Below are 24241 nucleotides of genomic sequence, written 5' to 3'. Positions count from 1 at the left end.
GTCGAGTCGCCTTGCTTGGTGGAGCTGAAAAAGAGCCCCCTTGCGGGGGCCCTCGAGACCGTCGTGATTACATGCTGGTTTTGCCGGCAGCAATCGACAGCGAGTTGCTTTGTTGGTTGCCGATACCTGCCGAGACGTTGGCGCCGACGTTGCCGGACACGTTGTTCAGCGAGTTGTTCAGCGAAGCGGTGTTGGTCACAGGGTTGGCCCAGCCGCTTGGGGTCAGCACTTGATAGGAGGCTACGCCGCCCAGCTCGAAGCTGCCGCTTTCCTTGAATTTCAGAGGCTCGACCTTGTCGTGGTCTCTGCCGCCGCGGTTGTCCCAGCCACCATGGGAGTCGTCGCCCACGGTGCCGGTGCCGGTGCCTTTGTAGGAGCCAGTGGCACGGAAGGAGGCGGTGAGGGTGTCCTTGGTGTAGGTACGGTCGGCGGCGTTGGCCACCACGGTGCCAGTCGAAGTCTGGTTGGCCGAGGCGCTGGCGCCGGCTACACGACCGCCGGAGACGGCAATGGCCAGGTTGTTTTTCTGTTGGTTGTAGTCGCCCGAGGTCACGTTGATGCCAATGTTGCCCGAGCTGCCGTTGGCGGTACCGTTGAGGCTGGTGTTGGTGCTGGTGGAGTAGTTGGCCACGGCGTTGCCGGTGTTGCTTTGAGTGGCCGAGGTTTGCGAGTAGGCGCTGCCGAAGATGAAGCTTTCGTCGGCGGTGGCGATGGCAGCGGCGTTGTCTTGTTGGTTGGCGTCGCCGCCAGCCACGTTGACGCCCAGGTTGCCGTTGGAGCTGCCAGCAGAGTTATTCACCGAGGCCGAGTTCTTGGTGCCTTCGTTGACTACGGCGTTGCCCGAGCTGGTTTGTGCGTCGGACACCACGGCGGCAGCACCAGCGGTCAGCTGGATTTGCAGCATGGGATCGGGTTGCTGCTGATGACCACCATGGTGCGGATCGCCATGCCCACCTTGGTTGCGATCGTCGCCCGCGTGAGCGGCGACGGCCATGACGGCAGCAAGGGCGAAGACCAGAGGCTTGAGGGCCATTGTAGGTTTCATGGTGTTTCTCCGTACTTATTTTATTTTAGTTAAGTGTTGTTTCTGTCTTGGAGGGTCAGTCAGCGACCCTTACGCTCAGGGTGTTGCCCATGCGGTTCCCCACCCCGGCGCTCTGGTTCAGCTGGATCAGTCCACGGCTTCCGGTGAAGGCCTGGTCATCGGTGTTGACCTGGCGGGAGCCGAGTGAACCTGCTGAGTCGGAGCCTCTTGCCAGCGCCACGTTCTGTTGTGACAGGGCGCTGTCGTCAACGCTGAGCGGCTGCGCACTGGTGGTCAGGCGCATGGCGTTGGCTTGCTGGTTGTTGGCACCGGCGGTCTGGTTGATGCCCAGGGCGCCGTTGCCGTTGCTGAACGAGTTGCCTTGTATCGACGACCGGGCGTTCATCACCGGGTCGACCACGGCCTTGGAAACCTGCTTGATGTGCGTGGTGGCGCTGGCCTGGGTGCCGTTGGCGATGGCCCGGGCGTTGGCCTGTTGTTGCTGGTCGCCGGCGGCCTGGTTGACGGCCATGTTGCCGTTGTAGCCGACGCCGGCATTGCTGATCACGGCGTTGTTGACCACGGGCACGCTGCTGTCGGCGAAGGCGCTGGCGCAGCCCAGCAGGGCGATGAAGAGCAGGGTAGGTTTCATCTCACTTGCCTCCGGTCATCATCTGCAGCGGGGCCAGGCCCTGGCTGAGCGCCGAGTTCACGGTGTTGGAGATACCGCCGCCAGCGCCGCCGGAGTGGCCTGCGGAGACGCCTGGCAGGGCGCTGCCGGTGACTGCGCTGAGGCCGCGCAGGTTGCCATCGGGCATCATCAGGCGGGTGACGCTGCTGCCGGTGTTGATGCCGGCGATGTCGCCGTCGCTCAACTCGGTGTTGACCGCGGCGTTCACTTCGCGGGACATGTTGGTGTTGACGGTGACCGGGTTGGGGTCGGGGCGCATGGTCGGGCGTGTGGCGATGCGTGGCTGTACTTCGCGCTGGATGACGATGACGCCGTCGCCAGCGGCCTGGGCCGCCAGGTTGTAGCAGCATCCCAGCAGGAGCAGGCAGGCAATGCCTTGTTTGGTAGTCCCGATCATGGCCATCCCTCTTCTTGTGTGCGCCGGCCTTGTTGGCGTTGCGAGGAAGAGAGCAGGGCGTGTGCCAGTTTTGAGAATGGCTGTTAAATCAAGGTGTTGGCCTTTTAAGCGGGCAGTGCCGGATTTTTGCTGTAACAGCGCTGAGACAGTTCCAAATGAAAAGCGGTCTCAGACAATGGCCAGTGGCCGTTGTTCCCCCCACACCTGGGTGTAACGCTGGCCTAACAAGTGGGCTGGCGTTTCGCTGCAACCGCTGCCGGCGGGCCTTGCACCTGCGGCATGTGTTTCAGAAGTGGACACTTGTTGCCGTCAGCCCAGCAATCTTTCCACTCGGGCACTGGCGGCGGCCAGCCGTTGTGGCCAGTCTCCCTCGATGACGGCGTAGGGACGCTGGTGAGCTTCCAGCCACTGCTGGCAGTCGGCGAAAAACGCCAGGCGCTGCTCCAGGTCAGGCTGACAGCGCTGCCCATCATCCACCCAGGTGGCGCCCCGGGGCGACAGCAACAGGTGCAGGTGGTAGTCGCGCTCCAGCAGCGCGGGTTCGATCCAGGCCGGGCAAGCGCCGAACAGGGTGTGGCTCCACAGCAGGTTGCTGAGCAGGTGCGTGTCGAGGATCAGCAGCGACGGTTGCTGGGCACGGGCGGCATCCTCCCAGGCCAGCTGGCCACGGGCGATGGCGGTGATATCGGCCAGGCAGGTGTCGCGGCCGCCCTGGCTGTCGATGAAGTGGCGCACGTATTCGCCCACCACCAGGCCGCCGAACCTGGCCTGCAGGGCCTGGGCCAGCACGCTCTTGCCGGTGGATTCGGGGCCGGTCAGTACCAGGATTTTCATGGGCCGGCGGGCCGGCGCGGGCGTGGGGTGGGGAACATTTACCGATTCCGTGGGACAAACGTGGCGATTGTAACCGTGGCCGGGCCAACGAGGCAGGCTTTGCTCGCACCTTGATACACGAAAGTGCGGCAATAGAGCGGTTTTCATCGATTTGTCAGCGGAGTGGGCTACTGTCTTCTGATAGCATTTCGCCGCTTTTTCGGCGTGTTGTTTCACTTATAAAGAAAATCAGGAACCTGCCCATGAGCAGGCGTCCATTTGGGGGAATTGATGGATTTATGGACCGCCGCACAGGCATTGATTCTAGGGATAGTCGAGGGGCTCACGGAGTTTTTGCCCATTTCCAGCACCGGGCACCAGATCATTGTCGCTGACCTGCTGAACTTTGGTGGTGAGCGGGCCATGGCCTTCAACATCATTATCCAGTTGGGTGCCATCCTGGCGGTGGTCTGGGAGTTTCGCCAGAAGATCATCGAGATCGTCACCGGCCTGCCCACCCGGCCCCAGGCGCGGCGCTTCACCGCCAACCTGCTGATTGCCTTCCTGCCGGCGGTGGTGCTTGGGGTGATCTTCGCCGACGCCATCCACCAGTACCTGTTCAACCCGGTGACCGTGGCGGTGGCCCTGGTAGTGGGGGGCATCGTCATGCTGTGGGCCGAAGAGCGCGAACACGTGGTGCGCGTGGAGCACGTGGACGACATGCGCTGGCACGACGCCCTGAAAATCGGTTTCGCCCAGTGCCTGGCGATGATCCCCGGCACCTCGCGTTCCGGCTCCACCATCATCGGCGGCCTGGTGTTCGGCCTGTCGCGCAAGGCGGCCACCGAGTTTTCGTTCTTCCTGGCCATGCCCACCATGGTCGGCGCGGCGGTGTATTCGGGGTTCAAGTACCGCCACCTGTTCCAGGCCAGTGACCTGCCAGTGTTCGCCCTGGGCTTCGTCACTGCGTTCGTGTTCGCGATGGTCGCGGTGAAAGGCCTGTTGAAGTTCATCGCCAACCACACCTACGACCTGTTCGCCTGGTACCGCATCGGTTTCGGCATGCTGATCCTGGCCACCTGGTGGTTCGGCTGGATCGATTGGGACCATGTCCAGCCGTAGCGCCGGCGCCCAACGGGCGTCGCAACCGGTGAAGGGGCCTGGGGTGCGTTACCTCAAGTTGAAGCTGCTGGCGCTGGTGGTGCTGTGTGCACTGCCGGCCAGCGGCGTGGTGATGCAGTGGCTGCGCGGTGGCCGGCCGGTGGTACTGTTGGTGTACCTGGTAATGAGCCTGATGACCTTCGGCCTGTACTGGCGCGACAAGCACCAGGCCCGCCGCGAAGGCCAGCGCACCCCGGAAAAGCTGCTGCATGCCGCCGAGCTGCTGGGCGGCTGGCCCGGTGCGCTGCTGGCGCAGCAAGCGTTCCGGCACAAGACGCGCAAGGTCAGCTACCAGGTGGTGTTCTGGCTGATCGTGGCGGCCCATGAGCTTGGCTGGTTGTACGTATTCACCCAGCACGCGCTGTGACGCCGCCCCGTAGCAGCGGCCGCAGGCCGCGTCCCAGGCGCCGCCGCGTCACAGGTCCAACAACAACCCCACCTGCGTCTTCTTCGGCAACCGCCGCACCACCAGCTGGTGCGAGCGGCGCAGCAGCTCGCGCACCTCGTCGTCGCTGACTGCCAGCGGCAGCGCCAGGCTCACCCAGTGTGCCCGTGCCAGGTAGGGCGCCGGGCGAAAGCCGGGGCGGTCGACATAGCCCAGGAACAGCTCCTTGCCCACCTTCAACGACAGGCTCTCACCGGCCAGGCCGAACACCGCGAACATCTTGTTGCCGGCCACCGACAGCACGCGAATGCCGCCCCATTTGTAGTCTTCCTGCGCGCCGGGCAGGCCCAGGCAATACGCGGCCAGCTGTTGCTCGTTCATCATATGAAGCGCTCCCCACATTCCTCGAGTGTCTTCACCAGGTGGTCGATCCACGCCCTTACCGCCGGCAGCACGCCGCGCCGGTGCGGGTACACCGCCTGCAGCCAGCCACCGCCCAGCGACCAGTCGGGCAGCAGTTGCACCAGCTCGCCGCTGGCCAGCTCCGCCTCGCAGTGCATCAGCGGCAGCATGGTAAAGCCCAGGCCGGCGATAGCGGTGGCCTTGCGCACCACGAAGTCCTCGATGCCCAGCCGCGCCTCCAGCACCAGGTCGCGCTTGTTGCCCTGTTCGTCCAGCAGGCGCAAATGGACCATGCGGTCGGCCTCCAGCGCGCCCATCACCGGCAGCACCACCAGGTCGTCGGGGCTGGCGATGGTGTTGCCGGCCAGCAGCGCCGGGCTGGCCACCAGTATGGCGCGGGCCTCGCGCAGGCGCCGGGTGACCAGCCCCGGGTCTTCGTCCCACGGCTCGCGCACGCGCAGGGCCACGTCGATGCCCTCGGTGATCAGGTCGACCCGGCGGTTGAGCAGCACCATGTCCAGCTGCACGTGGGGGTATTCCTGCAGAAAGCTGCTGATCACCTTGGGCAGGAACTCGTGGGCCAGGCCCACCGGGCACGACACCCGCAGGCGCCCGCGCGGCTCGCTGGACAGGCTGGCCACCACCTCGTCGGCCATCTCCGCCTCCAGCAGCATGGCCTGGCAATGGCGCAGGTAGCGCTCGCCCACGCTGGTGAGCTTGAGTTGCCGCGTGGTGCGTTGCAGCAGTCGCGCGCCCAGGCGCTCCTCCAGTTCGGCGATGCGCCGCGACAGGCGCGACTTGGGCACGCCCAGCTGGCGCCCGGCGGCGGCGAAACCGCCGGCCTCCACCACCTTGGCGAAGTAGTACAGGTCGTTGAGATCTTGCATGGAGCGTTTTCCCGACTGTCTCATGTGTGGGACAATCTAACGCATATCAATGGACTAATCATCTATTCCACTTCCCGGTAGGATGATCACCATTCCAGCTGCCACGGCGGCTTCATAGACAGGAGATTTCCATGAAACTGTTGCACATCGATTCCAGCATTCTCGGCGACAATTCCGCTTCCCGTCAGCTGAGCCGCGCCGTGGTCCAGTCCTTCGAAGGCGCTGAAGTCACCTACCGTGACCTGGCTGCCGAAGCCCTGACTCACTTCTCGTCCGCTACCCTGGCTGGCGGCGAAGTGGAAGCCAAGCTGTCGGCTGACACCCTGGGCGAGTTCCTGGCTGCCGACGTGGTTGTGATCGGCGCGCCGATGTACAACTTCTCCATTCCTACCCAGCTGAAAGCCTGGATCGACCGCATCTGTGTGGCCGGCACAACTTTCCGTTACACCGAAGCCGGCCCTGAAGGCCTGTGCGGTGGCAAGAAAGTGGTGATCGTCTCCACGTCGGGCGGCATCCACGCTGGCCAGCCATCGGGCGTGGCCCACGAAGAGTTCCTGAAAGTGCTGCTGGGCTTCATCGGCATCACCGACATCGAAATCGTTCGCGCCGAAGGCCTGGCCTACGGTGACGAAGTTCGCACCAAGGCCCTGGCCGGTGCCCAGGCCAAGATCGATTCGAAATTGTTCGCTGCCTGATTACAACGAAACACGCTGAACCCCGGCGCCCGTGGCTGCTCAAAGCACCACGGGCGCTTTGTTTTGCGCGGCATTCGCGTATGATGCGCGGCTTTTGGCCCGGGTTATGCTTGTGCATAGCTGACTAACCTTTCATTCGGTGGCGGCCCAGACTGGACGTACACTGTGATCACTGCGAAAGGTTCCTATCAGGCGGGTAGCAAAGGTGGGCATCCCATGATGCGTCTTTGTGCAAATCTTCTCATGTGCCTGGCCATTGGCCTGGTTTCGGTGCAAGTGTCCGCGGCCCCTCCTGTGCATTGGAGCGTGGGCTTCCATCGCCTCACGTTCCTCGACCCGCTGGACCACAAGCCCATGCAGGCGCTGGCCTTCTACCCCTCGAACCAGCGCGAGCAGGTCACGGCCATCGAGGGCTACAAGGTCGAGGCCACGGAGGATGCGCGCATCGCCATGGGGCGTTACCCGCTGCTGATGCTCTCCCATGGCAACGCCGGCACGCCGCTGGCGCTGCATGACCTGATCACTGCGCTGACCCGCAAGGGCTTCGTGGTGGTGGCCGTCTACCACCCCGGTGACAACTACAAGGACCACAGCCGCCTGGGCGCGGTGAGCAACCTGTACGGCCGGCCGCTGCAGATCTCCGAGGCCATCACCTCGGCGCTGTCGGCGCCGATGCTGTCGCCCTTCATCGACCCGGCCCAGATCGGTGTGATCGGCTACTCGGCAGGTGGCGAGACTGCGTTGATCCTCTCCGGTGCCCAGCCCAACCTCGACCGCCTGCGCAAATACTGCGCCGAATTTCCCAACGACGCCGACGCCTGCCAGACCCATGGCGAGCTGGTGGTGGACCGCGACGACCTGCACGCCGCCGCCGACCCGCGGGTGAAGGCGCTGTTGCTGATGGCGCCGCTGGGCCTGATGTTCAACCGCCAGGCGCTGTCCCAGGTGCAGGTGCCCACGCTGATCTACAGCGGCGACAGCGACAAGCTGCTGGCCCTGGACAAGAACGCCGCCGCCCTGGCGCGCAAGCTGCCCAAGGTGTCGGACTACAAGCTGTTGGCCGGGGCTGGGCATTTTGTCTTCATGGCGCCCTGCGATGACGAGCAGAAGGCGCGCATGCCAGGCCTGTGCAACGACGCCGAGGGCGTCAACCGCGTGGACATCCACCGCGACCTGGTGCGCCAGGCCGGGCAGTTCTTCAGCCAGACCCTGAACGAACCGAGCCACGCCGGCATGCAGACCGCCGATCAGTGAGCCGCTGAACGGCGCGCCAGCAACAGCACCAGGCCCAGGCCGCCCAGCGACAGCAGCGCTGCGCAGCAGAAGATCCACGGGTAGCCCAGGTGCAGGGCGATCATGCCCATCAAGGGCCCGGCCAGCGCCAGGGCCAGGTCGAAGAACACCGCGAACGCGCTCAGCCCGGCCCCTCGGCTGTTGCTGGGCACCTGGCTGATGGCCAATACGCCCAGGGCCGGGTACACCAGCGACAGGCCGAACCCGGCCAGGCAAGCACCCAGCAAGGTGACCGTCGTCGATGGCGCCAGCCACACCAGGGCCAGGCCCAGGGTCTCGATGGCCATGCAGGTGACCGCCACGGTAAACCCGCCCAGGCGGTTGATGGCGTTGATGAACACCAGCCGCGACACGATAAAACTCAAGCCGAAGGCGCTCAGGCAATAGGCGGCGCCGGTCCAGCCGCGGTCCAGGTAGTACAGGGTGATGAAGGTGGTCAGGGTGCCGTAGCCGATGGACGCCAGGGTCAGGCTTACCCCATACGGCGCCACCCGGCCGAACGCCGCCCAGAACGGCAGGCGCTCGCCGCGCACTACCGGCACCGAGGGCTTGCGGCGAATGCACAGCAGGGCCAGCACCGCCAGCGCCGACAAGGCCACGCCCAGGGTATTGAAACCGCCGATGTCGACCATCCACACCCCCAGCGGCGCGCCCAGGGCGATGGCGCCGTAGGAGGCGATGCCGTTCCAGGAAATCACCCGCGCCGTCTGCTCGCTGCCCACCTGGCCGATGCCCCAGCTGATGGTGCCCACGCCAATCAGTCCCTGGGCGATACCCAGCAGCACCCGCGCCAGCACCAGGATGCCGAGGCTGGCCAGGGGCAGGGCCTGCATTAGCGTCGACACCAGGGTCAGCAGCCCGCTGACGGCAATGCCGCCCAGCCCCAGCACGATGGCGCGCTTGGTGCCCAGGCCATCGGCAGCACGCCCGGCCATGGGCCGGCTAAGCAGGGTGGCCAGGTACTGCGAGCCAATGGTCAGGCCGGCCACCACGGCGCTGAAGCCCAGCTGATCGTGGACATAGCCGGGCAGCACCGCGATCGGCAGGCCGATGCAGAGGAAGGCGATGAAGGTGTAGAACACGATCGAGACGATCTTGAGGGTGATGCTGAGGTTGCTGGCGGGCGGGAGCGGTTCGGCGGCAGTCATGGCAACTCGTTCGCGGGCGGGCGGTTGGAGAGTTGGCTCATGATGGCGGGGTGGGGCAGGAAATGGAAGCAGGCTAACGAATCAAGCAGTGTGGGAGCTGGCTTGCCAGCGAGCTTTTGGGGTGGCCCAAAAAACTCGCTGGCAAGCCAGCTCCCACAAACGGCTTAGAAGGTCACGCCCTGGCTGCGCAGGTAGTCGTCGTAGGTGCCGCTGAAGTCCACCACGCCGCTGTCGCTCAGCTCGATGATGCGGGTGGCCAGGGACGACACGAACTCGCGGTCGTGGCTGACGAAAATCAGCGTGCCCGGGTAGTTCTCCAGCGCCAGGTTCAGCGCCTCGATGGATTCCATGTCCAGGTGGTTGGTCGGTTCGTCCATGATCAGCACGTTCGGCTTCTGCAGGATCAGCTTGCCGAACAGCATGCGGCCTTGCTCACCACCGGAGATCACCTTCACCGACTTCTGGATCTCGTCGTTGGAGAACAGCATGCGGCCCAGGGTGCCACGGATCATCTGCTCGCCCTGGGTCCACTGGCCCATCCAGTCGAACAGTGTGACGTCGGCTTCGAAGTCGTGGGCGTGGTCCTGGGCGTAGTAGCCCAGCTCCGCGCTTTCAGTCCATTTCACGGTGCCGGCGTCCGGGGCCAGCTCGCCCACCAGGGTACGCAGCAGGGTGGTCTTGCCGATGCCGTTCGGGCCGATGATGGCCACGCGCTCGCCGGCTTCGACGGTGAAGCTGAAGTTCTTGAACAGGGTCTTGCCGTCGAAGCCCTTGGACACGTGTTCCAGGGTCACGGCCTGGCGGTGCAGCTTCTTGGTCTGCTCGAAGCGGATGAACGGGCTCACGCGGCTCGATGGCTTGACCTCGGCCAGCTGGATCTTGTCGATCTGCTTGGCGCGGGAGGTGGCCTGCTTGGCTTTCGAGGCGTTGGCCGAGAAGCGGCTGACGAAGGTCTGCAGCTCGGAGATCTGCGCCTTCTTCTTGGCGTTGTCGGCCAGCAGCTGCTCGCGCGACTGGGTGGCCGCGGTCATGTATTCGTCGTAGTTGCCCGGGAACAGGCGCAGCTCACCGTAGTCCAGGTCAGCCATGTGGGTGCACACGCTGTTGAGGAAGTGACGGTCGTGGGAAATGATGATCATGGTGCTGTTGCGCGCCGTGAGAATCGTTTCCAGCCAGCGGATGGTGTTGATGTCCAGGTGGTTGGTCGGTTCGTCGAGCAGCAGCACTTCAGGGTCCGAGAACAGCGCCTGGGCCAGCAGCACGCGCAGCTTCCAGCCTGGCGCCACTTCGGTCATCGGGCCGAAATGCTGTTCCAGGGGAATGCCCAGGCCCAGCAGCAGTTCACCGGCACGGGATTCGGCGGTGTAGCCGTCCATCTCGGCGAACTCGGTTTCCAGCTCGGCGACGGCCATGCCGTCTTCTTCGCTCATTTCCGGCAGCGAGTAGATGCGATCGCGCTCGGCCTTGACCTTCCACAGCTCCTCGTGGCCCATGATCACAGTGTCGATCACGGTGAATTGCTCGTAGGCGAACTGGTCCTGGCGCAGTTTACCCAGGCGCACGTTCGGCTCCAGCATCACCTGGCCAGCCGACGGCTCCAGGTCGCCACCGAGGATTTTCATGAAGGTCGACTTGCCGCACCCGTTGGCGCCGATCAGGCCGTAGCGGTTGCCGTTGTTGAATTTGACCGAGACGTTCTCGAACAGCGGCTTGGCGCCGAACTGCATGGTGATGTTGGCTGTGGAGATCAAAAGACTTACCTATCAATAACTTGGGGCGCAAACGTCAACAGCAGCATCAGGCCGTGGGGCCGAGCTGCGGGGAGAGGAGTGCGGGAGTCATACCGGACGTTGCGGCCATTGTCTCATAGCTGGGGCGTCAGCGCAGCGCCTGCCGAGCGCAAATGTGCCGGACGTGAAGCGCGGATCAACTCACGGGCAGCGGTCAATTTCCTTGTGGGTGCCGATTCGCCGCAGCTCGGCCGTCGTTCCGACCAACTCGAAGCTGAGCTTGTGGCTGTGATTCGCGGTGATGTGGATGGTGTAGATGCCTGGCCGTTTCAGGCCGGAAAGCTTTTCAAGCCGAAGCTTTTTGGGCTGCGGGTCGGTCATCAATTGCCGATAGGCTTGCTTGAATGCTGCTTTTACGTCATCCGGAAGCCTGCGGTAGGAGTTCTGGAATGATGTCCGGCCGACGTCAATGGCGGTGATGTTCAGCCTCACAGCGAGTCGAGAAAACTGTCTATTTCCTCAGGTTTACTGAGCACCTTGGGGGTATGACCCTTTTCAGCCTCTGCGTTGCTCTCCAGCACGCTCCAGCGCAGCGTTTCGGTGGCGCTATTAAGGGCGTCAAGCGCTTGGAGCAGGGCGGCGTACGCGTCGGCAACGCCATCGTCGTCACAGAGTCGCGGGTCCGATATCGCAGCCTTCATCTTGCGTGTGCAATCGGCATGCGACGCGACGAGGCTGTTCTGCAGTTTTTCCAGCACGGGGATGAGCTCTGCTTCGGGAATGACGTTTTCCGAGCTTCCCGACTGGATCGCATGGGTGATGTTCGTGAACGCCTGCTGGGCCGTTTCGAACAGCCGAGTGTGGTGCAGGAGGCTGTCGAGGGTGCCATCGATGACCCGGAGCAGGTCCAGTGAACGCACCGCTCCGGCGCCCATGAGCTCTGCGGTAGAGAGCGCATAAGCCAGTGGGTGGTGGTTTGCCGGATTCATCGTTGGCTCCTGGGGTATCCGTAGGGCTGGACCGCGATTATGGATGACTGAGGGGTAGTGTCAACGCGATTGCCGCGCCACGACACGTCTGGTCACTCATTTTATTGCAAGGTGATAGCCAGAGTTTAGATGGTCTTGGCCGTGACGCGGCCTGGCGGCCGCTGCTGCAAAAAACCTGTAGCAGCGGCCGCAGGCCGCGTCCAGCACGCAGGCCTCAGACGAACGGCTGGGCGTTCGCGCTGCCGCGCGGCAGGCGGCAGGTGTTGGGCAGGGCGGTCAGGCGCTGGCGCCAGTTGGCGTGGAAGCAGAAGCCGGGCTTGGGCTGGGCCTTGGCGGCGGCCTGGGCCTGCATGCGCTGCTGGCGGATCTCGGCCAGCGAGGGGGTGGTGTTCTTCGCCGCCTTGGGCGCTGCATCGGTCTTGCCCAGGGATTTCAGGCAGGATTTGCAGGAAACTTCCTCAGGGTTCGCGCAGCTGACGACGTTGGGGGTGTTGCGGCCACAGGCGATGTCGCTGCCGTTCGGTGAGTAGTGTGTAACCAAACCGTGTTTCTCCAAGCATTTGAAATCAATGCTGATTTTCTCACATAAAGAGGTCGCCTGCCGAGTCGGGCGTGCTCAACGGTGCAATCAGCCCGGGGCCTTCGTTGCGCACGTTGCCTACCTCGCGGCCCACGCGGTACCACTGGAAGTCAGCCACGGGGCGGCCTTCGTGGCGCAGCAGGGCCTCGGCCTGGGCGGCGTCGAGCCGGGGGTCGAGCCAGGCGCGGGCGGCGTCGGGGGCCAGCACCACGGGGCGGCGGTCGTGGATGTCGACCATGCCCTGGTCGCTGGCGTCGGTGATGATGACGAAGCCGTCATGGTCGCCGCTCACCTGCGCAAGGCCGGCGAAAAACAGCGGCGCGCCGTTGTTCAGGCGGATGAACCAGGGTTCCTTGAGCTTGGGTTGCGCGGGGTTTTTCACCCATTCGTACCAGCCGTCGGCGGGCACCAGCACGCGGCCGGATGGCCACAGGGCCTTGAAGAAGCGGCTGCTCGCGACGGTCTCGACGCGGGCATTGATAGGGGCGGGGCGCTTGTCGGCTGCCCAGGCCGGGGACCAGCCCCAGCGGGCAGTATCGATGTGCAGCCCTTGCCCGTCGGCGCGCAGCAGTGGCACCCGGGTGGTGGGCGCCACGTTGTAGCGCGCCGTGGCCGGCGGGTCGCCGTGCACGGCGCGGGTGATGAATTCCAGTTCCAGCAGGTACTGGTCCATCCGTGCTGCCTGTGAGAAACGTCCGCACATCGCCTGGGCCTCCTTTATGGAATCAAGCGTAGCAGTGCGGCGCGTCGTTCACGCTCAGGGGTTCAGCGAGACACCCTGGCTGGCGCCCTTGGGCTGGCGATACAGGTCCAGCAGCGCCTGGTCCAGCACCGAGGACGCGCCCCAGGGTTTCGGGTCATTGAGGATGGCGACGACTGCCCAGGTGTTGCCGTTGTCGTCGCGGCTGAAGCCGGCGATGGCGCGCACGGTGTTCAGGGTGCCGGTCTTGACGTGGCCTTCGCCGGCCAGCGCGGTGGTTTTCAGGCGCTTGCGCATGGTGCCGTCGGTGCCGATGATCGGCAGCGAGCTCATGAACTCGGCGGCGTAGGGGCTTTTCCAGGCCACTTGCAGCATGGTCGCCAGCTCGCGGGCGCTGACGCGCTCGCCACGGGACAGGCCCGAGCCGTTCTCCATCACCAGGTGGCTGGCGGGGATGCCCTTGCGCGCCATCCAGGCGCGAATCACGCGTTGGGCGGCCTTGGCGTCGTCAGCGTCGGCATCGGTGCGGTAGCGCGCGCCGATGGTCAGGAACAGCTGCTGGGCCATGGTGTTGTTGCTGTATTTGTTGATGTCGCGAATGATCTCCGCCAGGTCCGGCGAGAACGCCCGGGCCAGCAGCTTGGCATCCTTGGGCACCACGGCCTCGCGGTCGCGGCCGGCGATGCTGCCGCCCAGCTCGTTCCAGATGGCGCGCACGGCGCCGGCGGTGTAGGTGGGGTGGTCGAGCAGCGACAGGTAGGTCTGCGAGCTGCAGCCTTCGCCCAGGTTGCCGCTGACCACCACGCTGATGCCGTCCGGCGCGGTCACCGGGTTGTAGCGTACGTCGCCGCCGCAGTCCTTGCTGGCCAGGGCCTTGACCTGATTGTCGACGTGGATGCTGGCGATCGGCGGTTCCACCGACACCGACACCTTGCCGCCGTCGTTGCGGGCCACGAAGCGCAGGGCCTTGAGGTTGACCATCAGCGCGTCCGGGCGCACCAGGAACGGCGCGTTCTCGTCGCCGCCGTCGTCGTCGAACACCGGCAGGGTCGGCTGGATGAAGTAGCTGCGGTCCAGCACCAGGTCGCCGGTGACCTGCTGCACGCCGTTGGCGCGCAGGTCACGCATCAGCAGCCAGAGCTTTTCCATGTTCAGCTTGGGGTCGCCGCCGCCCTTGAGGTACAGGTTGCCGTGCAGCACGCCGTTGCTCAGGGTGCCGTCGGTGTAGAACTCGGTCTTCCACTGGTAGTTGGGACCCAGCAGTTCCAGGGCGGCGAAGGTGGTGATGGTCTTCATGGTGGAGGCCGGGTTCACCGACACGTCGGCGTTGAACACCGTGGGGGTGCCAGGGCCGTTGAGCGGCACCATCACCAGCGACAGCGAGTTGTCGCCGATCTTGCTGGTCTTCAACGCCTGGGCCACCTTGGGCGGCAGAGTGGTGTTGAGCGCGGCGGCGTGGGCGGGCAGGGCCAGGGGCAGCATGAGACCTGCGAGCAGAAGGGGGCGGAACGATTTGATCATGACGAAAAAGACCCTGCGGGCGAGGGGTGAAAAAAATGAGGGCAGGAAAAGATGAAGGCCCCCGGACATAAAAGTGTCGGCATTATGCCCCAAGGTTTTAGTGCGTTGGCCCGGGCTGACCGCTAATTCATGTTTTTTTCGACGCTTGGGCGGGTTTGGCCGCAGGAAACGGGGCAGGCGGCTGCCGAAACTGGTAAAGTGCCGCGCGTTAATACTCAAGAGGATTGTTTCATGGCCACTAACCGTTCCCGCCGTCTGCGCAAAAAACTCTGCGTGGATGAATTCCAGGAGCTGGGTTTCGAACTGAACCTGGGCTTCAAGGAAGACCTGGACGACCAGGCAATCGACGCTTTCCTCGACGCCTTCCTGGCTGAAGCCATGGACGCCAACGGCCTGGACTACGTCGGTACCGATGACGTGGGCCTGGTATGCACCGTTCAGCGTGGCTCGGTCAACGAAGAGCAACGCGCTGCCGTTGAAGCCTGGCTCAAGGGCCGCGACGAGCTGACCACCATTGAAGTCAGCCCGCTGCTGGACGCCTGGTACCCGGAAAAGCCGATCAATCCGGTCGCCTGATCCGAGTCAACGAAAAAGCCGCTGCCAGCCAGCGGCTTTTTTGTGCCTGGCGTTTGCCTGCCCTTGGCCGCGACGGGGTACACGCCAGGCGGCGTCCGGGTTCACCGCAGCGTCTTGGACGCGGCCTGCGGCCGCTGCTACAGGCGTTTTGCGTAGCAGCTGCCGTAGGCGGCGTCCGGGTTCAGCGCGGCGCCTTGGACGCGGCCTTGGCCAAGATCTGCTCGATGTCGACGCTGTCCAGCTGCTGCGCCGGCAGGTATTCGCGGGCGTAGTCCAGGTACACGCCGCTGCGCAGGAACAGCTCGAACAGCTCCGGGTCGATGTGCGCGTCGCGGCACATGAAGGCCATGATGTTCAGCGCCTCGCCCAGGGTCTTGCCCTTTTTGTAGGGGCGGTCGGCCGCGGTCAGGGCTTCGAAGATGTCGGCGATGGCCATGACCCGCGCCGGCAGGCTCATCTGCTCGCGGGTGAGGCCGCGCGGGTAGCCGCTGCCGTCCATTTTCTCGTGGTGCCCGCCGGCCATTTCCACCACGTGCTGCAGGTGGCTGGGGAAGGGCAAGCGGCCGAGCATGAGGATGGTCTGCACCATGTGGTGGTTGATGATGTAGCGCTCCTCGGCAGTCAGCGTGCCGCGGCCGATGCTCAGGTTGTACAGTTCGCCGCGGTTGAACTTGTAGGCCGGCACCTGCATGTTGAAGCCCCAGGGGTTGTCGGCGGGCATGCGTTCGGCCTCCGGGCGCTCGAACAGGTGCTCGGGGCGGTCGGCCAGCAGCGTCTCGAGTACCGGCAGCACAGGCGCCGGGCTGCGCGCCTGGCGGTGGTTTTCTTCCCAGGACACGCCCAGGCGGTCGTCCAGGGTGCGCAACCAGCTGCGCTGGGCGATGCGCGCCAGGCGTTCCAGGCTGGCGGCGTCCATGAACTCACCGCCCAGGTTGCAGCGGGCGACAAAGGCAAAATCATCGTCCAGCGCCTGCAGCTCGGCGTCGCGGGCGCTGGCCAGCACGAGTTCGTCGCCACCCTCGGCGCGTTGTTGCCAGTAGCTGACCCAGGCATCGCGCTTGAGCACCTCGAAGCGGGTGCGGATCTCGTGGATGCGGTCGTACAGGGTCTCCAGCTTGGTGGCCTTGTCCACCACGTACTCGGGCGTGGTGACCTTGCCGCAGTCGTGCAGCCAGGCGGCGATGTGCAGCGCCTCCCACTCTTCCTCGCTGGGCTGGTAGGCGGCGAACGGCTCGGCCTGGCTGTCGGCGGCGGCGCGGGCGAGCATCTTGGTCAGCACCGGCACGCGCTGGCAGTGGCCGCCGGTGTAGGGGCTCTTGGCGTCGATGGCGCCGGCGATGATCTGGATGAACGCGTCGAGCAACTGCTGCTGGTGCACCTGCTGGCGCTGGCCCTCGATGCTGGCGGCGGCCACCCCCGACACGGCCTGGATGAAGGCGATGCGGTCGGGGCTGAACTTGGCCAGGTCGCTGCGGCTGCCGGTGTCGCGGTGCAGCAGCACCAGCACGCCAATGGTCTCGCCGCGGCGGTTGTGCAGGCGCACGCTGATCAGGTCCAGGCGCGGGCTGTCGAGCTTGAGCATGACCTGCTTGAGCTCGCCGGCCTGGTCGAAGCCGATGGAGGTCACCACGCTGTCGCGCTCGCTGCCCAGGGTGCGCAGCCATTCGGGGGTGTCGTCGGCGGCAAGGGCGTGGGCGCCGAGGCCGTAGTTGGCCAGGTTGCGGCGCTTGTCGTTGATGATCAGGCCGCTGGGGCGCACCTCGCCGCTGGCGTTGTCATACAGGTAGATGATGCCGGCCTGGGCGCTGCTCAGGCTCACGGTTTCCTGCAGCACGCGCTTGAGCAGCGGCTCGAAGCGGGTCTCGGCGGACAGGCTGGCGGTGATCTCGAAGAAGCTGGCCAGGGTCTGCTTCATGCGGTGCATGGAATCGGTCAGCTGGTCCACCTCCAGCACTGGCGAGCGGCGCGGCGGTGGGCGCTTGAAATCGAAACGGCGGATGGCGTCGGCTTCCTTGACCAGCGCGTACAGCGGTTTCACCAGCAACCGCGAGGTCAGCCAGCCCACCGGCAGGCACAGCAGCAGAATCGTCAGGGTCACCAGCGCGCCCTGCCAGCGCAGGCGATAGGCGTCGGCCAGCAGCTCGTCCTCGGGCACCAGCAGGGCCAGTTGCAGGCCGTCGGGCGCACCTTGGTCGATGCTGCTGCGCGCCACCACCCAGTCGCGGCCACTGGCGTGCAGGCGGTTGCCGGTGCCGCTGCCGTTGGCCAGCAGCGCCGCCAGGGCCGGGTCCAGGTCGGCGACCTTGACCAGCTGGGCGGTGCCGCTCTGGGTGATCAGGCGCTGGTTGTCGGGGTAGGCGACGGCGTTGCCTTCATGGTCGAACAGCGCGATCTGGGTGTGCGGCGTGACCCGGTGCTTGGCCAGGGTGGCGCTGAGGTCGTCCAGGGTCAGGTCGGCGCCGATCACCGCGTGGTCGTTGACCCGCAGCGCCAGGGTGGTGCCCACGGCGTGGCTGGAGAAAAACACGTAGGGGTCGGTGGTGATCTGCGCGCGGTCGGTCAGCGCCCGGCCAAACCAGTCGCGGCTGCGCGGGTCGTACGGGTCGTCGGCGATGTCGTGGCGGCTGATCAGGTTCAGCGCGCGGTCGAACATCAGTGACTGCGAGTGGGTGGCGCCGGTGCCGTCGTGCTCGATGCTCCACACCTGGTACAGGGCGTCGGGCGGAGCGGCGAAGTGCTGGCGCAGGGTGTCGGTGCGCAGCGGCCGCACCATGAAGAAGTCGCCGTTGCCGTAGCCGATGTACAGCGACGCCAGGTTGGGGTTGTCGACCAGCGACTGGGCCATGGGCTCGAGCAGCGCCAGGCGCTGTTCCAGGGTGGGCGTCTGCGCCGCGTCGTTGAGGGCCAGCAGGCTGAGCAGGTGGCGGATCGGCAGGTAGGTGTGGTCGATGTCCAGGCGCACGTCCTGGTCGATGCGCGAGAACAGCGCCTGGCTGCTGGCCAGGATGATCTGCGAGGTTTGCCGGTAGTTGAACAGGCCCAGCACGGTGCCGGTCAGCACCAGCAGCAGGGTGAACATGGCGCTGATGTGCACGTGCAGCGGGAAGCGGCGGTCTGTGAGCCTGGGCATCATGAATCACTCCTTGAGGATGCGTGCACCGCGTGCCCGGCAGCCGAGGCACGGCGGTGTGCAGAGCCTGATCACCGCAGCCCTTGCGAGCCGATAATGGCGAACCGGATAACGCTTTACAAGCCCGGCGCGTCAGCGCTGTGACGGGTTGGCCAAATGGTGCGCGAGGGCCTTTTCGAGCATGTCCATGGCCCGTATCACCTGGTTCGGCGAAACGTGCGGGTCGCGGTGCTTGCACGCCGCTTCCAGGGCTTCGCAGGCCTGGGTGAGGGCGCTGGCGGCAACTATTCGCGCGGCGCCCTTGATGCGGTGCGCCAGGTCGAACAGCGCGGCGTTGCCCTTGGCGGCCAGCAGGGCCTCGCGGTCGTCGATGCAGCTGCGCCGCACCTGCTCGAGCAGGCGCCGCTCCATGGCAGGGTCGCCGCCAGTCAGGGAAGCCAGTTGGCTCAGGTCGATGATGTGGTCTCGGGCGTTCACGGTCATGGTTTCCAGTGCGTGGGAAAGGTCGGTGAGGCTGATGGGCTTGAACAGGCAGTCATCCATGCCGGCGGCCAGGCAGCGTTCGCGCTCCTGGTGCTGGGCGCTGGCGGTATAGCCCAGGATCACCCGCGGGTGCTGGCCGTGGCTCTGCTCGTGCTGGCGCAGGCGCCGGGTCAGCTCGTAGCCGTCCATGCCGGGCATGTTGCAGTCCACCAGCAGCACGTCGAACGCGCTGGCCAGGGCGGCCTGCAGGCCGGCTTCGCCGTTGTCGGCGGTGGTGGCGCTTAGGCCCAGGAAGTCCAGCTGCTGGGTCATCAGCAGGCGGTTGGCGGGGTGGTCGTCCACCACCAGCACGCGCAGGCCGTGCAGTTGGGCGGCCGGTGCCGGGGTAGGTGCCGGGGCGCTGGCCAGCGCGGGCAGCTGTTCGGCCACCAGGGTCAGGCGCACCTGGGTGCCCTGGCCTGGCTGGCTGTCGAGGGTGAGGCTGGCGCCCATCAGTTCGCCGAGGCTCTTGCTGATCATCAGCCCCAGGCCGGTGCCGCTGCGGGCCCGGCGGCTGCCGGGGTCCACCTGCACGAAGGGCTGGAACAGCCGCTTCAGGTCGGCGGCGGCGATGCCGATGCCGGTGTCGCTGACCAGCACCTGCACCTGGCGGGTGCCGGGGCGGGGGCCGGGGTCCATGCGCAGGTCGATGGTCACCTGGCCGCGGTCGGTGAACTTGATGGCGTTGCTCACCAGGTTCGACAGCACCTGCTTGAAGCGCAGCGGGTCGAGGGTGACATCCGGCTGCTCGCCCGCCGGCACCTGCACCAACAGTTGCAGGCCCTTGTCGCGTGCCAGGCCCTCGAACACCCGCGCCACGTCGCTGACCAGGCGCATGGGCTGGGCGCGCGCAAGGTTGAGCTCCAGGTGCCCGGCCTCGATGCGCGACACGTCGAGAATGTCGCCGATCAGCGCCAGCAGGTCACGGGCCGAACCGTAGGCCACCTCGATGGCGCCGCGGTCCAGCTGGTTGTGCTCGGCGCGGCGCAACGCCAGCTCCAACATGCCGATCAGGGCATTCATGGGCGTGCGGATCTCGTGGCTCATGGTGGTCAGGAAGGTGCTCTTGGCACGGTTGGCCTGGTCGGCCTGGTCCTTGGCCTGGCTCAGGTCGTCGAGCAGTTGGCGGCGCTCGCTGATGTCTATCCAGCCGCCGATCACGCCCTGTACCTGGCCTGCCGAATCACGGTACGGCAGTATCCAGTGGTAGATGCTCAGGGTGCGTTCGCCCAGGCGCAGCGGCCGGTCCATCAGCAGCGGCTTGCCCTGGGCCATCACCTGCAGGTAGTCAAGCTGGTAGGCCCGGGCCTGCTCGGCGTCCAGCAGCACGCCTTGCTCCACGGTCTTGCCGATGACGTCTTCACGCCGGGCGTCGAAGGTCTGCAGGTAGCTGTCGTTGCAACTGAGCAGGCGCCCGTCGCGGTCGCGCACGTAGATGGGGTGCGGGGTGCCGTCGACCAGCGCGCGCATGAACTGGAACTGGTCGCCCAGGGCCCGTTCGGCGGCCACGCGCTGGCGGATCTGCCGGCGCATGTAGAGAATCCACAGCAGGGACAGGGCCAGCAGCCCGCCCGCCGCCGCGACAATCTGCAGGATCAGGCGGTGGTAGTTGCGCCAGTAGCCATTGCCGGCCGGCTGCGCGTTGCGCCAGCGCGCGGTGATGGCGGTCATCTCCGCCGGGCCGATGCCCAGCAGGGCCTTGTCGAGGATGCTGCCCAGTTCGTGCGCATCCAGTGCCGTGGCCAGGCTGAAGGTGGCGGGCACCGTGCCGACGGTGCTGCGCATGGCCAGGCGGTCCTGGAACAGCGGCGAGGCCAGCAGGTGGCGGGCCACCACCAGGGCGCTGACCGCGGCCTCGGCCTGCCCCTGGGCCAGCAGGTCGAGACTGCTGAAGGCGTCGTCGGTCTGCACCAGGCTGGCCTGCGGGTAATGCTGGCGCAGCCAGGGCACCAGCGGGTTGCCGCGGGTAATGGCCAGGCGCCCGGTGAAGGCGCCCAGCTCAAAGGGGCCCTTGGCGTTGGCGGGCGTCACCAGCACATAGGAATTGCTCAGGTACGGACGGCTGAACTGCACGGCCTGCTCGCGCTCGTCACTGGGGATGATGGCGGCGATGATGTCGGCGCGGCCCTGGCGCACCCGCTCGAGCATGTCACCCACGCCGGTGGCACGCTGGATCTCGAACTGCAGCCCGGTGCGCAGGCGGATCAGTTCCAGGACGTCGGCGCTGATGCCGCGCAGGTTGCCGTGGCGGTCGAAAAAGGTCAGCGGTGCGAAGGATTCATCCACCACCACCCGCACGCTGGGGTGGGCCGCCAGCCAGCGCTCCTCGCGGGGGCTGAGCTGCAGCTTGCGGTCGGTGAGCAGCAGGTCGCTGGCTCCGCTCCAGCGCTGGAAAATGCTTTGGCGCTGCTCCAGGCTGATGGCGGCCAGGGCGCTGTTGACCTGGTTTCGCAGCGTTTGGTCGTTGCCGCGCAAGGCGAAGCTGAAGCCCGTGGGTTCGTCGCGGCTGAAGTTGGCCATGCGCAGGTTGTTCAGCAGCCCCTGGTCCATCTGGTAGTGGGTGGAGATGGTATCGCCCAGGAACACGTCCGCCTGCTCGAACGACACCGCGTTCAGGGCGTTCTGGTAGGAGGGGAAATACTGCACCTGGGCCTTGGGGTAATGCGCCTGGATGTAGCTGGCCGGCAGGTAGTGGTTGACCACGCTCAGGCGCCGCCCCGCCAACTGTTCGTCCAGCGGGCGGTCGTCGTCCACGCGGGTCACCAGCACCGGGCGGTCCAGCGCGTAGGCGGTGGACAGCGCCAGCCCGCTGCGGACCGCTTCGTAGCCGTTGGCGCTGGCCAGCAGGTCGATGCGCCCTTCGCTTAGCGCCTGGATGGCCTGCTCGCGGCTGGAGTAGCGCTGCACCGTCAGCGGGCGGCGCAGGCCCTGGGCCACCAGGGCGGCGTAGTCGGCGCTCAGCCCTTGGTATTCCTGGGCGTTGCTGATATCGAACGGTGGGTAGTCAGGGGCGGACACACCCAGGCGCAGGGGCGTCCCCTCGTTGTTAGGCAGCGCAGGCCCCAGGCGCACGTCATTGTGATCGAGCAGCACCAGCCGTTGGGTGTCCTGCGCCGCAGCCCCGGTGGCGAGGCAGCACAACATGCCGATCACGGCCAGGCGACGGGGCAGGGCATTCATACCAGGTAATTACGCTTGGCAATATCGATCAGGTCGACGAGCGAGGCCACCTGCAGTTTTTGCATCAGGCGCTTTTTATAAGTGCTGACGGTCTTGTTGCTGAGGAACATGCCTTTCGCGATTTCCTTGTTGGAGTGGCCCTGGGCAAAAAGTTGCAGCACCATCAACTCGCGGTCATTCACCCCTTTGAATAATTCAATTTCGTCGCGCTGGCCGTCTTCGACCTTGGGTGAGCTGAGCACGGTGCTGGGGAAATAACTGTACCCGGTCATGACGGCGGCCACGGCGCTTTTCAATTCTGCCAGCGCCTCGCGCTTGCACACATAGCCGGCAGCCCCCGACTGCATGCAGCGGTGGGTGAACAGCGGCGGGGTCTGGGCGGTGAGCACCAGGATCCGCGAGCCGATGTTCATGGTCTGGAAGCGCGCCAGCACTTCCAGGCCGTCCAGCCTTGGAATGCTGATGTCGAGGATGATCAGGTCCGGCGGGTTCTCGCGGATCATCTGCATGGCATCGACGCCGTTGTTGCATTCACCGATCACGGTGTAGCCCTGCTTTTCCAGGATAAAGCGAACGGCGAGGCGTATGACCGGGTGGTCGTCAACTATAAAGGCAGTGCTCATATATAACTTCCCATACAGGCGATGAAGAAAAGGCGCACATTAGCCCAGTTGCTGGGGGTGGCATATAAGCAACCGCGCCATCCGCGCTATATAGGAAATTTCCTACAGAGATTGAAGTTTTAGGATACGCCAGTTTATGAGTTTGTGAAGTGTCAAGGGCGTCATTGGTTCGTCTTGTTGCAGTTTGAAAGTATGTATTTAGGGGTGGTTGTGATGATAATTAATATACGGCTTTAATGCTTCTTACACTGTTTGGGTAACTTTCCTTACAGGTGCAGATGATTATTCCCCTAACCGGCAGTTGGTGGGGAGCAGACGATTCCGAAAGTCTTGTAGGCTTTTTCCGAGCCACCCAACCCGTAGCAGCTGCCGCCAGGCGGCGTCCGGCGCCCGCAGTTGCACCGCAGGGGCCGTGACGCGGCCTGGCGGCCGCTGCTACGGTGGGCCCCCAGGTTTACAGCGGTGCGGAGCGGCCGGTCATTTCCCGGGCCATTTCGCTGGCGTAGCTGTCGGTCATGCCGGCGATGAAGTCGATCATGCGCATGAACGAGCCGTGCAGCGAGCCCGCCGGGTCGGGGGCGCTGTTGCCCAGCAGGTCGAGGATGCGCCGGTTCTTGAACGACGGGGTCTTGCCGCCATGCTGCTCCAGCGCTGCGCCACACAGGGCGTTGAGGAGAATTTCCAGGGTGGTGTAGGCGCCGATTTCCTGCAGGGTCTTGCGCTTGTCCTGGAAGATCTTCTTGCGCGCCATGTCCTTTGCGCTGAGCACGCAGCGCTTGGCCGGGCCATGCATGTGCTCCACCAGGTCGCCGTGCAGGGTGCCGGCCAGCAGCGCGTCCTGCTGCTCGACGAAGGCGCGCGCGGCGGCGTTGGTCAGGTGCTCGATGGCCTTGCCGCGCAGGATCGCCAGCTTGCGCCGGCGCGAGTCCTCGCGGCCCAGCTGGCGGTAGGTCTCCGGCAGGTCGTCGCCCACCAGCCCCAGCAGCAGCGACTCCACCTCGGCGTAGTCCAGCAGCTCCATCTCCAGGCCGTCTTCCAGGTCGATCAGCGCGTAGCAGATGTCGTCCGCGGCCTCCATCAGGTACACCAGCGGGTGGCGCGCCCAGCGCTGTTCTTCCAGCTGCGGCAGGCCCAGCTTGTGGGCGATCTGCTCCAGCAGCGGCAATTCGCTCTGGTAACAGCCGAACTTGTGCTTCTTGTAGCCCAGGGAGTCGGCGTGGCGCGCGGTCCAGGGGTACTTGAGGTAGGTGCCCAGGGTGGCATAGGTCAGGCGCATGCCGCCGTCGAACTGGTGGTATTCCAGCTGGGTGAGCACGCGGAAGCCCTGGGCGTTGCCTTCGAAGTTGAGGAAGTCCTGCTGCTGCGCCGCGGTCATGCCGTCCAGCCAGCCGCGCCCGGCGGCCTGCTGGAACCAGTGGCGAATGGCGTCTTCGCCGGAGTGGCCGAAGGGCGGGTTGCCGATGTCGTGGGCCAGGCACGCCGACTGCACCACCATGCCCAGGTCGCTGGGCTCGCACCAGGCCGGCAGGCGCTCGCGCAGGGTCTCGCCCACGCGCATGCCCAGGGAACGGCCCACGCAGCTGACTTCCAGCGAGTGGGTGAGGCGCGTGTGGATGTGGTCGTTGCTGGTGACCGGGTGCACCTGGGTCTTGCGCCCCAGGCGGCGGAAGGCGCCCGAGAAGATGACCCGGTCGTGGTCCTTGTGGAAGGGGCTGCGGCCCAGCTCCTCGGGGCTGTGGAGGATCTTGCCAAGGCGTTCGCGGTTGAGCAGGGTAGGCCAATCCAAGGCGGTTT

Annotated in this window: 22 protein-coding genes; 5 read left to right on the top strand and 17 right to left on the bottom strand. The window is 65.5% G+C overall.

What is annotated here, in order from left to right; all coding sequences use genetic code 11:
* Positions 1-67 precede the first annotated feature (67 nt).
* The 4 genes from AC0J42_RS19980 to AC0J42_RS19965 all read right to left on the bottom strand — a co-directional run bounded on the left by AC0J42_RS19980 (position 68) and on the right by AC0J42_RS19965 (position 2946).
* Positions 68-1045, bottom strand: a complete 978-nt coding sequence (locus AC0J42_RS19980; RefSeq protein ID WP_473003316.1) for a heme utilization protein — start codon at positions 1043-1045, stop codon at positions 68-70.
* A gap of 55 nt (positions 1046-1100) precedes the next feature.
* Positions 1101-1676 carry an adhesin gene (locus tag AC0J42_RS19975; RefSeq protein ID WP_473003314.1) on the bottom strand — a complete coding sequence of 192 codons (576 nt, stop codon included), beginning with the start codon at positions 1674-1676 and terminating at the stop codon, positions 1101-1103.
* Position 1677: 1 nt separating this feature from the next.
* Positions 1678-2112: a hypothetical protein gene (locus tag AC0J42_RS19970; protein ID WP_416425398.1), complete on the bottom strand. Its 435-nt coding sequence runs from the start codon at positions 2110-2112 to the stop codon at positions 1678-1680.
* A 309-nt stretch (positions 2113-2421) separates the two neighbouring features.
* Positions 2422-2946 (bottom strand): AAA family ATPase, encoded by a 525-nt coding sequence (locus AC0J42_RS19965; RefSeq protein ID WP_473003311.1) that lies wholly within the window; start codon positions 2944-2946, stop codon positions 2422-2424.
* A gap of 270 nt (positions 2947-3216) precedes the next feature.
* Between AC0J42_RS19965 and AC0J42_RS19960 the strand changes: the two genes are divergently transcribed.
* Positions 3217-4047, top strand: coding sequence for an undecaprenyl-diphosphate phosphatase (locus tag AC0J42_RS19960; protein WP_473003309.1), 831 nt, complete (start codon positions 3217-3219; stop codon positions 4045-4047).
* Positions 4034-4453, top strand: coding sequence for a DUF1294 domain-containing protein (locus AC0J42_RS19955; RefSeq protein ID WP_473003307.1), 420 nt, complete (start codon positions 4034-4036; stop codon positions 4451-4453). Before AC0J42_RS19960 ends, AC0J42_RS19955 begins: the two co-directional genes overlap by 14 nt.
* A 48-nt stretch (positions 4454-4501) precedes the next feature.
* Here AC0J42_RS19955 and AC0J42_RS19950 read toward each other — a convergent pair whose 3' ends face one another.
* On the bottom strand, positions 4502-4852 hold the full coding sequence (locus tag AC0J42_RS19950) for an MmcQ/YjbR family DNA-binding protein (RefSeq protein ID WP_473006886.1): 351 nt from the start codon (positions 4850-4852) through the stop codon (positions 4502-4504).
* A complete protein-coding gene (locus AC0J42_RS19945; protein WP_416425394.1) occupies positions 4852-5760 on the bottom strand; it encodes a LysR substrate-binding domain-containing protein in 909 nt (302 codons plus the stop codon). Before AC0J42_RS19945 ends, AC0J42_RS19950 begins: the two co-directional genes overlap by 1 nt.
* A 131-nt stretch (positions 5761-5891) precedes the next feature.
* Here AC0J42_RS19945 and AC0J42_RS19940 point away from each other — a divergent pair, with 131 nt between their 5' ends.
* Positions 5892-6455 carry an FMN-dependent NADH-azoreductase gene (locus AC0J42_RS19940; protein WP_416425393.1) on the top strand — a complete coding sequence of 188 codons (564 nt, stop codon included), beginning with the start codon at positions 5892-5894 and terminating at the stop codon, positions 6453-6455.
* Between the two features lie 216 nt (positions 6456-6671).
* Positions 6672-7709 (top strand): alpha/beta hydrolase family protein, encoded by a 1038-nt coding sequence (locus tag AC0J42_RS19935; protein WP_416425392.1) that lies wholly within the window; start codon positions 6672-6674, stop codon positions 7707-7709.
* Here the strand turns inward: AC0J42_RS19935 and AC0J42_RS19930 are convergent.
* The 7 genes from AC0J42_RS19930 to dacB form a co-directional block, all read right to left on the bottom strand.
* Complete coding sequence (locus AC0J42_RS19930; protein WP_473003305.1) at positions 7703-8896, bottom strand: MFS transporter; 1194 nt, start codon at positions 8894-8896, stop codon at positions 7703-7705. The two genes, AC0J42_RS19935 and AC0J42_RS19930, sit on opposite strands and share 7 nt — an antisense overlap.
* A gap of 164 nt (positions 8897-9060) precedes the next feature.
* Positions 9061-10647: an ABC-F family ATPase gene (locus AC0J42_RS19925; protein WP_416425390.1), complete on the bottom strand. Its 1587-nt coding sequence runs from the start codon at positions 10645-10647 to the stop codon at positions 9061-9063.
* Between the two features lie 180 nt (positions 10648-10827).
* Positions 10828-11118 carry a hypothetical protein gene (locus AC0J42_RS19920; protein ID WP_473003301.1) on the bottom strand — a complete coding sequence of 97 codons (291 nt, stop codon included), beginning with the start codon at positions 11116-11118 and terminating at the stop codon, positions 10828-10830.
* A complete protein-coding gene (locus AC0J42_RS19915; protein ID WP_473003299.1) occupies positions 11115-11615 on the bottom strand; it encodes a hypothetical protein in 501 nt (166 codons plus the stop codon). The genes AC0J42_RS19920 and AC0J42_RS19915 overlap by 4 nt, the downstream gene beginning before the upstream one ends.
* Before the next feature lie 214 nt (positions 11616-11829).
* Entirely contained in the window at positions 11830-12156 is a 327-nt protein-coding gene (locus AC0J42_RS19910) for a hypothetical protein (RefSeq protein ID WP_416425375.1), read from the bottom strand.
* A 40-nt stretch (positions 12157-12196) separates the two neighbouring features.
* Positions 12197-12898 (bottom strand): SOS response-associated peptidase, encoded by a 702-nt coding sequence (locus AC0J42_RS19905; RefSeq protein WP_473003297.1) that lies wholly within the window; start codon positions 12896-12898, stop codon positions 12197-12199.
* Positions 12899-12952: 54 nt separating this feature from the next.
* Entirely contained in the window at positions 12953-14416 is a 1464-nt protein-coding gene (gene dacB / locus AC0J42_RS19900; RefSeq protein ID WP_416425373.1) for a D-alanyl-D-alanine carboxypeptidase/D-alanyl-D-alanine endopeptidase, read from the bottom strand.
* Between the two features lie 231 nt (positions 14417-14647).
* Here dacB and AC0J42_RS19895 point away from each other — a divergent pair, with 231 nt between their 5' ends.
* On the top strand, positions 14648-14992 hold the full coding sequence (locus AC0J42_RS19895) for a YggL family protein (RefSeq protein ID WP_473003295.1): 345 nt from the start codon (positions 14648-14650) through the stop codon (positions 14990-14992).
* A gap of 181 nt (positions 14993-15173) precedes the next feature.
* On the opposite strand, the gene AC0J42_RS19890 is transcribed toward AC0J42_RS19895, so the two are convergent.
* The 4 genes from AC0J42_RS19890 to AC0J42_RS19875 all read right to left on the bottom strand — a co-directional run bounded on the left by AC0J42_RS19890 (position 15174) and on the right by AC0J42_RS19875 (position 24233).
* Entirely contained in the window at positions 15174-18122 is a 2949-nt protein-coding gene (locus tag AC0J42_RS19890) for an HD domain-containing phosphohydrolase (protein WP_473003293.1), read from the bottom strand.
* A 132-nt stretch (positions 18123-18254) separates the two neighbouring features.
* Positions 18255-21824: a transporter substrate-binding domain-containing protein gene (locus tag AC0J42_RS19885; RefSeq protein WP_473003291.1), complete on the bottom strand. Its 3570-nt coding sequence runs from the start codon at positions 21822-21824 to the stop codon at positions 18255-18257.
* Positions 21821-22447: a response regulator gene (locus tag AC0J42_RS19880; RefSeq protein ID WP_473003289.1), complete on the bottom strand. Its 627-nt coding sequence runs from the start codon at positions 22445-22447 to the stop codon at positions 21821-21823. Before AC0J42_RS19880 ends, AC0J42_RS19885 begins: the two co-directional genes overlap by 4 nt.
* Positions 22448-22901: 454 nt before the next feature.
* Complete coding sequence (locus AC0J42_RS19875) at positions 22902-24233, bottom strand: deoxyguanosinetriphosphate triphosphohydrolase (RefSeq protein ID WP_473003287.1); 1332 nt, start codon at positions 24231-24233, stop codon at positions 22902-22904.
* Between the last annotated feature and the right edge of the window lie 8 nt (positions 24234-24241).

The organism is Pseudomonas sp. Tav-5-1A (genome assembly GCF_055755055.1).
The sequence above is the reverse complement of the archived record's forward strand: the minus strand, read 5'-3'. Positions and strand labels throughout refer to the sequence as shown.

Coding starts and splice junctions, on each gene's coding strand:
- AC0J42_RS19980 (WP_473003316.1), bottom strand. CDS start 1,045: ATGAAACCTACAATGGCCCTCAAGCCTCTGGTCTTCGCCCTTGCTGCC.
- AC0J42_RS19975 (WP_473003314.1), bottom strand. CDS start 1,676: ATGAAACCTACCCTGCTCTTCATCGCCCTGCTGGGCTGCGCCAGCGCC.
- AC0J42_RS19970 (WP_416425398.1), bottom strand. CDS start 2,112: ATGATCGGGACTACCAAACAAGGCATTGCCTGCCTGCTCCTGCTGGGA.
- AC0J42_RS19965 (WP_473003311.1), bottom strand. CDS start 2,946: ATGAAAATCCTGGTACTGACCGGCCCCGAATCCACCGGCAAGAGCGTG.
- AC0J42_RS19960 (WP_473003309.1), top strand. CDS start 3,217: ATGGATTTATGGACCGCCGCACAGGCATTGATTCTAGGGATAGTCGAG.
- AC0J42_RS19955 (WP_473003307.1), top strand. CDS start 4,034: ATGTCCAGCCGTAGCGCCGGCGCCCAACGGGCGTCGCAACCGGTGAAG.
- AC0J42_RS19950 (WP_473006886.1), bottom strand. CDS start 4,852: ATGAACGAGCAACAGCTGGCCGCGTATTGCCTGGGCCTGCCCGGCGCG.
- AC0J42_RS19945 (WP_416425394.1), bottom strand. CDS start 5,760: ATGCAAGATCTCAACGACCTGTACTACTTCGCCAAGGTGGTGGAGGCC.
- AC0J42_RS19940 (WP_416425393.1), top strand. CDS start 5,892: ATGAAACTGTTGCACATCGATTCCAGCATTCTCGGCGACAATTCCGCT.
- AC0J42_RS19935 (WP_416425392.1), top strand. CDS start 6,672: ATGATGCGTCTTTGTGCAAATCTTCTCATGTGCCTGGCCATTGGCCTG.
- AC0J42_RS19930 (WP_473003305.1), bottom strand. CDS start 8,896: ATGACTGCCGCCGAACCGCTCCCGCCCGCCAGCAACCTCAGCATCACC.
- AC0J42_RS19915 (WP_473003299.1), bottom strand. CDS start 11,615: ATGAATCCGGCAAACCACCACCCACTGGCTTATGCGCTCTCTACCGCA.
- AC0J42_RS19905 (WP_473003297.1), bottom strand. CDS start 12,898: ATGTGCGGACGTTTCTCACAGGCAGCACGGATGGACCAGTACCTGCTG.
- dacB (WP_416425373.1), bottom strand. CDS start 14,416: ATGATCAAATCGTTCCGCCCCCTTCTGCTCGCAGGTCTCATGCTGCCC.
- AC0J42_RS19895 (WP_473003295.1), top strand. CDS start 14,648: ATGGCCACTAACCGTTCCCGCCGTCTGCGCAAAAAACTCTGCGTGGAT.
- AC0J42_RS19890 (WP_473003293.1), bottom strand. CDS start 18,122: ATGCCCAGGCTCACAGACCGCCGCTTCCCGCTGCACGTGCACATCAGC.
- AC0J42_RS19885 (WP_473003291.1), bottom strand. CDS start 21,824: ATGAATGCCCTGCCCCGTCGCCTGGCCGTGATCGGCATGTTGTGCTGC.
- AC0J42_RS19880 (WP_473003289.1), bottom strand. CDS start 22,447: ATGAGCACTGCCTTTATAGTTGACGACCACCCGGTCATACGCCTCGCC.